At 48.9% G+C, this 11,038-nt stretch carries 9 protein-coding genes and 1 pseudogene; 8 read left to right on the top strand and 2 right to left on the bottom strand.

Annotation, left to right across the window (positions count from 1 at the left end; translation table 11 throughout):
- Positions 1 to 83: 83 nt before the first annotated feature.
- Positions 84 to 206: pseudogene (locus DXZ20_RS21510) on the top strand (glutaminase A); the annotation flags it as partial.
- 596 nt (positions 207 to 802) lie between these two features.
- Here the strand turns inward: DXZ20_RS21510 and DXZ20_RS21505 are convergent.
- Positions 803 to 1,554, bottom strand: a protein-coding gene (locus DXZ20_RS21505; RefSeq protein WP_431732086.1) for an IS1 family transposase whose coding sequence is annotated in 2 segments (ribosomal slippage) — positions 803 to 1,494 and positions 1,494 to 1,554 — 753 coding nt in all. Because the reading frame shifts where the segments join, the coding sequence is not laid out codon by codon here.
- Between the two features lie 709 nt (positions 1,555 to 2,263).
- Here DXZ20_RS21505 and DXZ20_RS21500 point away from each other — a divergent pair.
- From DXZ20_RS21500 to DXZ20_RS21480, 5 genes are all read left to right on the top strand, one after another.
- Positions 2,264 to 3,169, top strand: a complete 906-nt coding sequence (locus tag DXZ20_RS21500; protein ID WP_163700583.1) for a glycosyltransferase family 2 protein — start codon at positions 2,264 to 2,266, stop codon at positions 3,167 to 3,169.
- A 434-nt stretch (positions 3,170 to 3,603) separates the two neighbouring features.
- On the top strand, positions 3,604 to 4,665 hold the full coding sequence (locus tag DXZ20_RS21495) for an ornithine cyclodeaminase family protein (RefSeq protein ID WP_163700581.1): 1,062 nt from the start codon (positions 3,604 to 3,606) through the stop codon (positions 4,663 to 4,665).
- Between the two features lie 23 nt (positions 4,666 to 4,688).
- Positions 4,689 to 4,985, top strand: a complete 297-nt coding sequence (locus DXZ20_RS21490) for a (2Fe-2S)-binding protein (protein ID WP_163659589.1) — start codon at positions 4,689 to 4,691, stop codon at positions 4,983 to 4,985.
- Positions 4,978 to 6,381, top strand: coding sequence for an FAD-dependent oxidoreductase (locus DXZ20_RS21485; RefSeq protein ID WP_163700578.1), 1,404 nt, complete (start codon positions 4,978 to 4,980; stop codon positions 6,379 to 6,381). Before DXZ20_RS21490 ends, DXZ20_RS21485 begins: the two co-directional genes overlap by 8 nt.
- Positions 6,378 to 7,517 carry an NAD(P)/FAD-dependent oxidoreductase gene (locus DXZ20_RS21480; protein WP_163700573.1) on the top strand — a complete coding sequence of 380 codons (1,140 nt, stop codon included), beginning with the start codon at positions 6,378 to 6,380 and terminating at the stop codon, positions 7,515 to 7,517. The genes DXZ20_RS21485 and DXZ20_RS21480 overlap by 4 nt, the downstream gene beginning before the upstream one ends.
- A gap of 17 nt (positions 7,518 to 7,534) precedes the next feature.
- Here the strand turns inward: DXZ20_RS21480 and DXZ20_RS21475 are convergent, their stop codons facing one another.
- On the bottom strand, positions 7,535 to 8,134 hold the full coding sequence (locus tag DXZ20_RS21475) for a TetR/AcrR family transcriptional regulator (protein ID WP_163700569.1): 600 nt from the start codon (positions 8,132 to 8,134) through the stop codon (positions 7,535 to 7,537).
- Positions 8,135 to 8,297: 163 nt separating this feature from the next.
- On the opposite strand from DXZ20_RS21475, the gene DXZ20_RS21470 reads away from it, so the two are divergent.
- Positions 8,298 to 9,035, top strand: a complete 738-nt coding sequence (locus DXZ20_RS21470) for a Mut7-C RNAse domain-containing protein (protein ID WP_163700566.1) — start codon at positions 8,298 to 8,300, stop codon at positions 9,033 to 9,035.
- Positions 9,036 to 9,122: 87 nt separating this feature from the next.
- On the top strand, positions 9,123 to 11,038 hold a 1,916-nt coding region (locus DXZ20_RS21465), incomplete at its 3' end, for a hydantoinase/oxoprolinase family protein (protein WP_284681689.1).

The raw sequence follows: 11,038 nt of genomic DNA, 5'->3' as shown, positions 1-11,038 counted from the left end.
GGATAGCTAAAGAGAATGCTATGGATGCTGTTGAGGGATAATAGCTGCTAGCAAAGTCCCCAACCTGTGGTGTTATGGAGCTATACCACACCTTTATTGACATGCCCACATTTATTTCAGAGCGGGCCACTGGTCATCGTAATCGCGCCATGGCCCACCTGATGCTCAACTTTGGCATGATTGATAAAGACATTGATGCCGCAGTCATTGGCGTACTCCCACCCCCAATTCAATCGAAAACATAGCCAACAAAGTATCCCACCATATTTCGGTATTCTAGGCCACCACTACCAAGTATCTACCCACAAAGTGAAACCTAGGTCAATGCCAACAATGCGTTGTCCATTCCGTTTTGGCCCCGTGGCAAGCGGATAGGGACGTTTTGATATGTCTATTTTAGGCATGGTCTCCTGTCCTCACTCCTCACAATCATCGGGCACACTTCGCCCTACAGCAACATGGTCCAAATCGTTATTACAGCGTCTAACAGCCCATTGTCGTGCTGTTTGCAGCATCCTTAACAGGCTTTTGTCAGCCAGCTAGGATTCTCACACAAATTTATTGTTTATGTGAAGTTAAAATAAATTACACCCCCATCATCAATTCAGAGTATTTGATCTGCCATAATCTCTCTACGACGATAACAAGTATTTTCACTCTAAACGCAGTGTTAATGCTTAGGTGTTACCATCGACTTCTTTTGGTAAAACAGTCACTTATGTAACATGTCATGAAGCATCACAAAAAAGCTTTCTGCAAGCTAGATCTAGAGAAAATCAACGAGAGACTTAATAAAGCTGATTTAGGTAGCGCTATTAAGGAGAGGATGGTGAAGAAGAGGCCTAATACTCTTATTTGCGCGTAATTGCTCGTTGTAGTGGTTGATAAAATACCAAATTACAGCAATATGATTTTTGAGCTTTTTCGAGAAGGGTAACATTTTGCGCACCAATCGAGATACCCGCTGCTGCATCGTATCTTTAAATCGCTCAATATAGCTGGTATAGCCACCATCCTTGTCTATAGGATGATGACGTTTGCTGGGTAAAGCCACTGGATAGGAACTCAACCGATCGGTGTAAATCACAGCACATTGTCGATAGATGGCTGGTAGGGACATCCATATGGCCTGAGCTGACTCTCCACTACGGTCACCGACATAGGCCCCCATGTTCTCACGCGTCTTGACATCTAAGGCTAACCACACCCATTGTTCATTACCTTTATTATCGACAAAAGACCATAATTCCTCCCTTTGAACCGTTAGGCGTTTTTTTGGCTTGCTGGTTACCTCTACTTGGGTGGCAACGGTATTGGCTTTCCGATTGCCATAGCGTTGGATGCAGTCGTCTGAACGCGCCAGGGAAATCCACTCCAGAAGAAAGCGGTCAATCAGGTCTCGTTGCTCCTGGGTGCAGTGATGCCACTGAGGATTCAGGACAAACTGACATCCACAATCCCGGTATTTATGGTTCTGTTTGCCATGATGGCTTGCCCATTGAAACTCATAGACTCAGGGTGACAGCTTGGACACGCAGGTATAGAACAAGACATCTTGTGACTGAGGGTAGAGTCGATTCTCTAAGGATGCTTTATCGGTCTCCAGAGGATCTCTCTGATCCACTTTTCTTATCCTTTTTTTCCTAAAAGGGGCTACCCTGATTTGCTGTCTCACAACAGAGTTTAGTTTTAACGGGTAGAGCTTTTTGAATAATTCAACCTTTGGTGTGTAGAGGTTTCAGTACTCGACGCAGGTAATAGAAATTTTATTTTTTTGACTAATGTGAGTTTCTGGAAGAACTACTCTACTAAGGTTTTGGTGCAGTAGAGCTGTTGACTTTTTAGATTGTTGAAAAGTTCTCTGATGTAAAGATTTTATATCACTCTCTTCAATATATGGAGTCGATCTGTTTTTAATGAGTTAGTGAGCTGATACTGGACAGTGCGAAGTTTTCTCTTGTTGGTCAAGTTCTTCCATCTAGGAGTAAAACTCAAGCCCAATACCTCGATTTACAAAGGGTACGTCCGAATAGAAAGATCTTAAAAGACCAAGTATGTGCCTACTTCAAAGCTGGTAGAAAACGATTTTCAGTAAAACTATGGCCTTTCGACCATTAGGTAATCTATCGAAAATCTATCGAAAAACCAACCAATCTGCTGAACGTTAGCGAGGAATCAGGGCTTTACTGACTGATTTCTAAGTTTATCCACAACAAGAACTTTTCACTGTCCAGAGCTTTTAGTAATTCATTTTTTCGACAACATGTCTAAGCTTTTAACAATCGCGATACCTACCTATAATCGTGCCTCTCTATTAGACCAGCAAATGGCTTGGTTGAATGAGGCTATTCATCGACTAGAGAGTTCTGTCGAGATTCTTATTTCCGACAATGCCTCCAGTGATGAGACTCAAAGGGTAATCGAGAAATGGTGTCCCCAGTTCTCTAATGTAAAATTCACAAATCATCGTCAGCCATCTAATTTAGGACCTATTAGAAATATTGAATATTGCATAGAACAGGCGAAAGGGAAATTTGTCTGGGTAGTTAGTGACGATGATCGATTAAGACCAGAGACCTTAGGCTATATCATTAAGCATCTTTCTGAAAAGCCTGACTTAACCCTTATCGTGCTGAATCATGCGGCCAAAAATTTTGCTCAAGATATTGTGGCTTATGAGCAGTGCTATCGCATTAAGGAAGATGTTTTTGCTACCGATGGTAAATCTCTGTTTAGTAAATGTCTGCTTCAGCATCAGGGTGGAGTCACTCTAACAACAGCCTTAATTTATCGAACCTCTGTGGTTCAAGATTCACTGACATCTTGGCCCGAGGGTATGGATAATTTTTCAGTGCAAACCTATATGACAGCTTACTGCGCTCTTTATGGTTCTGTATTGCTAACGGCCATTCCTTACGTTGTTTGTGCCTTGGGAGATCATTGGTTTATCCAAGATACCTCAACCCGCAATCGTTTCCGATATGAAGACAAACCAGCAATGTATGCCAGATTATCTGATATTGGCTATGGCAGAGTTCTAATATGGAAATTCTGCTTGACAGTTGGCCAGTCCATTTTTGAACTCCTACGGCATCCCAGTAAGTTATCGTTATTTTTAAGAAAACTCTTCTCTTTAGCTAATGCCAAATTCCATAAGAAGAGTGCATAAGAATTCATAGAAACTAGATGGGTGGAATCTTTAACCGACATTCCACCCTCTCAGGGTTGCTACAAGCATAGCTGTTATTGCTGTAACCTATTATGTTGTTCATTGTGAATGGCCTGGATAAACTCAGAGTGAGTGGCATCGTACCCATGGTTTGACTTTTCGTTACTTTAGAGATGTAACAAAAAAGCTGACAATGCTCTGATTAGATTTAAAATTTTTATGTTGAGCTGTTATTCCTTAGGCTTCAGATAGAAGTATCAACATGGTTTCCCATACACGGTAACCATCATGCGATCAGTAGTTTGTGAATCCAGGAAAAGAGGTAACTGCTTTCAAGGCCATTCGAGTTATTTTTGGGTTGAGATTGTCTCTATTTAAACTCCATTGAGTTGTTATCAAACAAATTTGATAACACGTTTTAGGAAACCACATTTATGAGTTACAAACACCACCTTAGCTTCACCTATCTATCTCAGGAAGATCTGCTTAATGCCGGATGTTTAGATATGCAGATGGTGATGGATATCGCCGAAAAAGGCATGTTTGAATTTGAAAGACATCATGTCATTTTTCCTGAGAAAATTGTCCAGATTTTTAATCAAGCTACCCAAGAACGGATTAATTGTTTACCGGCAACGCTATTAGATGAAAAGGTCTGCGGCGTTAAATGGGTTTCGGTCTTTCCCCTGAATCCCAGTCAGCACGACCAGCAAAATTTATCGGCTATTTTTATCCTTTCGGAAATTGAAACAGGGTTTCCTATCTGTGTTATGGAAGGAACTCTCGCCTCAAATATGCGGGTTGCAGCCATGGGGGGGATTGCTGCCAAGCATTTAGCCCGTCCCGATTCTGCAGTGATTGGTTTTATTGGGGCCGGGGAACAGGCAAAAATGCATTTAATCGCGATGAAAGCTGTGTGCCCTGGTCTAACGCAGTGTCGAGTCGCCGCTTACTTGGTAGCCCATGAGGAGCAGTTTATTGCTGAACTCTCACCCCTGTATCCAGAGATGGAGTTTGTATCCACAAACACTAATGCGCAACAAGCCATGGAGGATGCTGATATTCTGGTGACCGCCACCAGTGCCCAGGCCCCTCTGCTCAAAGCAGCCTGGATGAAACCCGGTGCCTTCTATAGCCATGTGGGGGGCTGGGAGGATGAGTTTGAGGTGGCATTACAGGCCGATAAGATCGTCTGCGACGATTGGGAAACCGTGACCCACCGCACCCAGACATTAAGCCGAATGTATAAAGAGGGGCTGATTAACGCCAGCCATATCCATGCTGATCTACACGAGTTAGTCTCTGGCAAGAAACCAGGGCGTGAATCGGAGTCAGAGCGAATCTATTTCAATGCCGTTGGTTTGGCCTATATTGATGTTGCCATTGCCACCGCCATGTTCAACCGAGCTAGGGAGAACCAGCAGGGCACTCAACTCGATCTACAACAGAGTATGGTATTCGAACATCCTGATTTGAAATCGAAACTGAAACGCTGATACTAAGACCGGGCAACGCAACTATGTTTAAGCGTCTGAATAACTTAACAGATGAAACCGTCACGGTAACGATTGAAGGTGAAGCTGTTCAAGTCCCAGTGGGGGAAACCGTGGCGGCAGCTGTTTTAGTACATGGGTTGGACTATACCCGCACCACCTCTTTATCAGGGGCACCTCGGGCACCGTTATGCATGATGGGGGTGTGCTTTGAGTGTTTGATGGAAATTGATGGCTTGCCCAACCGTCAAGCCTGTCAGGTACAGGTGGCAGAAGGGATGACGATTCGTCGTCAACAGGGGGTGGGAGGAGATAATGCGTAAATCTTATCAGCTGGTGGTGATTGGGGCTGGACCGGGGGGACTTGTTGCAGCAACAACGGCGGCGAATTTAGGCTTAGATGTGGTGGTGCTCGATGAGCAGCCATCGCCCGGTGGACAAATTTATCGTGCGATCGCAAATGCCCCCACAAACCGCGCCACATTACTCGGAGCCGATTATCAACACGGCGCTGACCTGGTAGCCGCATTTCAGACTAGTGGAGCCCACTATTTACCCAACACCACCGTTTGGCTATTAAATGCTCGTCACCAGGTTGGCATCCTGCACAATGATCAAGCATCTATTATTCAAGCGGAGTCTGTGATTGTTGCCAGCGGTGCGATGGAGCGACCAGTAGCGTTTCCCGGCTGGACCTTGCCGGGGGTGATGAATGCAGGGGCGGCCCAAATCTTGCTGAAAACCGCTGGTGTGGTCCCCGCCAATGGCACGGTCATCGCCGGTGTGGGTCCGTTACCCCTACTGGTGGCTTGGCAATACCAGCGGGCTGGCATACCGGTAAAAGCGATTCTAGAACTCTCGCCTGGAACCAACCTGTGGCGGGCTGCACCGCGCTTACCGAAGGCATTAGGGGCCGGTAACTACATTAGCCGTGGATTAAAATACACCCTGGATCTCAATGCAGCGGGCATCCCCATCTACTATGGGGTTTCTCACCTACAAGCTCAGGGGGACAAACACATTCAAACGGTAGAGTACGGCTGGAATAGCCTTGGCATTCGTCGGCGAGAAACCATCCCCACAGACAGTCTCTTGGTCCATTTTGGGGTGATTCCTAGAACAAATCTGACCCAGGCCGCTGGTTGCCACCATATCTGGGATGCGGGGCAACAGTGTTGGCGACCCCAAGTAACGCCGTGGGGAACGACCACTGTGCCGGGGATCGCCGTTGTGGGTGATAACGCCGGCATTGGGGGTGCCCGCAGCGCCGAACATAGTGGCCGATTAGCCGCCCTAGAAGCTGCTCGGGCGTTGGGCCTCATCAGTGAGCAACAGCGCGATCGCCAGGGCCAGGATGATCTCAACTGGCGGCAGCAAGATTTAAGGGTACGCCCTTTTCTAGAAGCCCTGTACCGCTTACCGGAGTCCCTGCTTATTCCCGCCGATGATGACACTCTGGTCTGCCGTTGTGAAGAGATTTCAGCTGGGCAAATCCGCCAAACGGTGCGAGAAGGCCATGGTGATCCCAATCAAGTGAAATATTATCTCCGCTGTGGCATGGGGCCTTGTCAAGGAAGACAGTGTGCCTCGACCGTAGCCCACATTGTTGCAGCCGCTCACCAGCGTCCCGTCTCAGACTATGCTCCCTTTCGCATTCGCCCGCCGATCAGGCCCATGACCATTGACCAGCTGGCTAATTTGACAGGAACAGAAGCATGACGGTTGATGTTGTAATTATTGGTGGGGGGTTGATTGGATCCTCAACAGCGCTACACCTGGCCATGGCCGGACAACGGGTCATCGTCGTAGAAAAAGATAGCCCTGGCCGCCATGCATCTGGTGTGAACGCAGGCGGTTTACGTCGATTGAATCGTCATCCGGCGGAGATTCCCCTCGCGGTTGTTGCCGCCAGAATGTGGCGAGATATCTATTCCCTGGTGGGCAGTGATTGTGACGTAAAACTCAGCGGCCAGGTGCGGGTGGCGGAAAATGCCGCTGATCTGGAGAAACTCAAAGAACGCGCAGCTATGGTCTGTGCCCTGGGGTTTGACCATGAACAGCTGATTGATCGCGAACACCTCTACACACTGGCCCCTGCTCTGGCTCCCCACTGTGTGGGTGGACTGTATACCGCTGGTGACGGCTTTGCCCGACCCTATCACGCCCTCACTGCTTTTCGCCGCAAGGCCGAGTCCTTGGGAGTAGAGTATCGAACAGGCTGCCGTGTGACGGGGATAGAACGGATGGGAGATCGTTGGCGTGTGATGTCAGAGCAAGCTAAATTGGACGCACCTATCCTGGTCAACTGTGCAGGGGCCTGGGCAGGGCAGGTGTGTGACTATTTAGATGAACCCGTCCCGCTCAAGGTGGGAGCTCCAATGATGATGGTGACTGAGCGGTTACCCCCTTTTCTCGAACTGGTGGTCGGCGTAGCGTCCCGTAAGTTGTCGTTTAAGCAGATGCAAAACGGCACTGTATTGATTGGAGGGGCTTATTTGGCTGACCATGACATGGTTAACGAGAGAACAGAGATTGATTTCTTCAAACTCTCTGAAAGTAGCCGCACCGTTGTAGAGCTGTTTCCTAGAATGGCAGGTGTGCGAATTGTCAGGACATGGGCAGGCCTGGAAGCCTTTATGCCCGATCGTATTCCCGTCATTAGTGCCAGTGGAAAAGTCCCTAATGTTTATCATGCCTTTGGGTTCTCGGCCCATGGCTTCCAACTTTCACCCGTTGTCGGGCGCATCATGTCAGAGCTGATTTTGAATCAAAAGAGTTCCTTAGAAATCGAACCGTTTTCGATTCAGCGATTTCAAGCCATCGATGCCAGCCATACTTCACATCAGCTTAGTTAACGTTGGTAAAGGGAACGTTACAGCGCTACTCCTTGCTGTATCAGCTGTAATGTGTTCTCAATCAGCGGTTTAACCGCATCCCCTTCAATCCCTAAGCGATTATCCAGCAGCAGCATCGCCAAACCATGAACCAACGACCAATTGGCCAACGCCAATAGTCGTGGCTCGCCAGGCTGCATTTCCTGAGCCGCCTGACCATCCGCAATAATATCCACCAAAATTTGAAAAGACTTATTAGCCGTTGTTGTTAACGAAGGAAACGCATCTGCATCTGCACAGTAACTGCCAAACATCACCTGATAGTGGGTGGGGTAGCGTAGAGCATATTCAACATAGGCGATTCCCGTTGCCTGTAGCTGGGCCAGCGGAGTCGATTCAGCATCTCTAGCCTGCTCCAAGTAGCGACTAAACTCCCGAAAACCTTCTTCGGCGACGGCGGCTAGCAGCGCTTCTTTATCAGCAAAATGACGATACGGAGCTGTGTGGGATACCCCAGCCCGACGAGCCACCTGCCGTAAAGATAGGGCAGATATATCCTGCTCCGTAATAATTGCCAGGGCAGAATCTAGCAATGCCCGTCGTAAATCTCCATGGTGATAGCTCTTTTTTGTCGCCATATAAACCTTGAGTTTGAAAATTCTCAGGCAGACTCCTATTTTCGTTAATTATGTTAACGCCGTCAACTTTTATAATGTTGTCCTGTGGTGATAACTGCTCGGCGCGATCGCAATGCCTTGAAACCTGGCAAAATTTTAAGAGGTGACGATGCACAGGTAGAAAATGCCCCAGGCAGTATTTCATTTCCATGGCAGCTTAAATGATTTTCTGCCCCCTGCCCGCAGGCACAAAGCATTTTCTCACACTGTAAAAGATCGAGCGTCTATTAAAGATGCCATTGAAGCCCTGGGGGTACCCCATCCAGAAATTGAGCTGATTTTAGCGAATGATCAGTCTGTTAGTTTTGCGTATCTTTTGCACGATGACGACCGTATCAGCGTTTATCCTCACTACGAGTCGCTAGAGATAGACATCGTTTCTTATGTTCGGCCTCAACCGCTGGCAGAGCAACGCTTTGTGCTGGATGTCCATTTAGGTAAATTGGCCAGCTACCTACGATTGTTAGGGTTCGACACGCTGTACCAAAATAATTATGACGATGGCACACTGGCCCAAATCTCTAGCCAGGAAGAACGCATTTTACTCACGCGCGACATCGGCCTGCTCAAGCGGAGCATTGTCACCTATGGTTACTGGGTGCGATCGCATGATCCTAAAAAACAGGTGCATGAATTATTGAAGCGCTTTAGCCTTTATGCAGCAGTCGCCCCTTTTCAGCGCTGTCCCAGCTGTAATGGTTTGCTACACTCGGTCGAAAAACAACTGATTGAACATCGGCTGCCCCATTTCACTCGGCTTTCCTATGATGAATTTTTTGAATGTCAGAGCTGTTGTCAGCTCTATTGGAAAGGGGCTCACTATCAGCGGATTCAGCAACTAATCGAACAGTTTGTTGGCTGATTTTGTGGGCTGATTTTATGGGTTGATGTCTTTTACCCCAGAGCAGAACTCGATACCATAGCCTTTGGCCTGTGTGTAGTTGTCCCCATGGAAAAGTTATCTAATTCTGGAAATCGCTGGCAATTCTGGATTGATCGAGGGGGCACATTTACTGATTTGGTAGCCCAGCGACCCGATGGGGGGTTGGTTATTCATAAGCTGCTATCGGAAAACCCAGAACGATATGTGGATGCGCCGCTGCAAGGCATTCGGGATATTTTAGGGATTGCAGCAGGACAGCCGCTGCCCACCGAGCAAATTGGTGTGGTGAAGATGGGCACCACGGTGGCCACGAATGCTCTACTGGAGCGCAAGGGCGATCGCACCCTACTGGTCATTACCCAAGGCTTTAGAGATGCACTGCGCATCGGCTATCAGAATCGACCTGACATTTTTGCCCGCCAGATCGTGCTGCCAGAAATGCTCTACGAGCAGGTGATCGAGGTGGAGGAACGCTATAGCGCCCAGGGCGAGGAGCTATTGCCGGTTGAAACGGAGTCGCTGCTGCCCCAACTGCAACGGGCCTATGATGCGGGTATTCATTCCTGTGCCATTGTGCTGATGCATGGCTATCGTTACCCCGATCATGAGCATCAGATCGCGGCCCTAGCCAAGGACATTGGCTTTACGCAGATTTCAGTGTCCCACGAAGTTAGCCCCCTAATGAAACTGGTCAGCCGGGGGGACACCACCATGGTAGATGCTTACCTATCGCCGATTTTGAAGCGCTATATCGATCGGGTGGCGTTGGAGCTGGGTGCCGTGGGCACAGATAATTCAGACGGTAAGAACACTACTCAAACAGAGCCTAACCAAGGTCCCCAGCTGATGTTTATGCAGTCCAATGGGGGGCTGACCGATGCCCATCTGTTTCGGGGCAAAGACAGTATTCTCTCGGGACCCGCTGGCGGTGTGGTGGGGGTGGTACAGACGAGTGCGATCGCAAATCTCCACAAAATCATCGGCTTCGACATGGGCGGCACCTCCACCGATGTCTCCCACTACAACGGTGAATACGAACGGGTATTTGAGTCAGAAGTGGCAGGTGTTCGCATCAAGGCACCGATGATGGCAATCCATACGGTGGCAGCCGGTGGGGGCTCCATTTTGCATTTTGACGGAGCCCGCTATCGGGTGGGGCCAGACTCTGCTGGCGCTAATCCGGGGCCAGCCTGCTATCGCAAAGGCGGCTGCCTCACCGTTACCGACTGCAACGTTATGCTGGGCAAAATCCAGCCGGAATTTTTCCCCCAGGTGTTTGGCCCTGAGGGAAATCAGTCCCTGGATCGCGAAGTTGTCCAACAAATGTTTGCAGATCTGACTGAACAGATTCACCAGGCGACCGGTGATGTGCGATCGCCCGAGCAAGTGGCAGCTGGCTTTCTGGCCATTGCCGTTGAGAACATGGCCAATGCCATCAAAAAAATCTCAGTGCAGCAGGGCCATGACGTGTCAGAGTACACCCTGTCCTGCTTTGGGGCAGCGGCTGGGCAACATGCCTGCCTGATTGCCGATGCCCTGGGCATGCGACAGATTTTTATTCACCCCCTGGCCGGTGTGTTGTCGGCCTATGGCATGGGGCTGGCCGACCTGCGAGCCCTACGCCAGGCAGCGATAGAACAACCTTTAGTCGCTAGTTTGCTGCCGGACCTGGAAGACAAACTAACTGGGATCACGGCCCCTGCGGTTGCCGAGGTAAAACGCCAGAAGGTTGCCGATGACCGCATTGAGATCCTACCCAAGGTGCATATTCGGTATCAGGGCACCGACTCAGCGCTGATCGTGGCCTTTGGAGATTTATCCACGATGCAGGCCCAGTTTGAGCGAGATTACCACCAGCGCTACGGCTTCACCATGGCGGAGAAGCCCTTAATTGTAGAAGCGGTTTCAGTGGAAGTTGTTGGCAAAATGCCGCTGCCAACGGAGCCCACCCCTGGGTCTCTCCGTTCCCATCCCCCCCAGCC

It is taken from the genome of Adonisia turfae CCMR0081, assembly GCF_011009555.1.
Classification (GTDB): domain Bacteria; phylum Cyanobacteriota; class Cyanobacteriia; order Phormidesmidales; family Phormidesmidaceae; genus Leptothoe; species Leptothoe turfae.
Note: the sequence above shows the minus strand (reverse complement) of the source record. Positions and strands in the feature narration are given on the sequence as shown.

Coding starts and splice junctions, on each gene's coding strand:
- DXZ20_RS21485 (WP_163700578.1), top strand. CDS start 4,978: ATGCGTAAATCTTATCAGCTGGTGGTGATTGGGGCTGGACCGGGGGGA.
- DXZ20_RS21475 (WP_163700569.1), bottom strand. CDS start 8,134: ATGGCGACAAAAAAGAGCTATCACCATGGAGATTTACGACGGGCATTG.
- DXZ20_RS21495 (WP_163700581.1), top strand. CDS start 3,604: ATGAGTTACAAACACCACCTTAGCTTCACCTATCTATCTCAGGAAGAT.
- DXZ20_RS21470 (WP_163700566.1), top strand. CDS start 8,298: ATGCCCCAGGCAGTATTTCATTTCCATGGCAGCTTAAATGATTTTCTG.
- DXZ20_RS21490 (WP_163659589.1), top strand. CDS start 4,689: ATGTTTAAGCGTCTGAATAACTTAACAGATGAAACCGTCACGGTAACG.
- DXZ20_RS21480 (WP_163700573.1), top strand. CDS start 6,378: ATGACGGTTGATGTTGTAATTATTGGTGGGGGGTTGATTGGATCCTCA.
- DXZ20_RS21500 (WP_163700583.1), top strand. CDS start 2,264: ATGTCTAAGCTTTTAACAATCGCGATACCTACCTATAATCGTGCCTCT.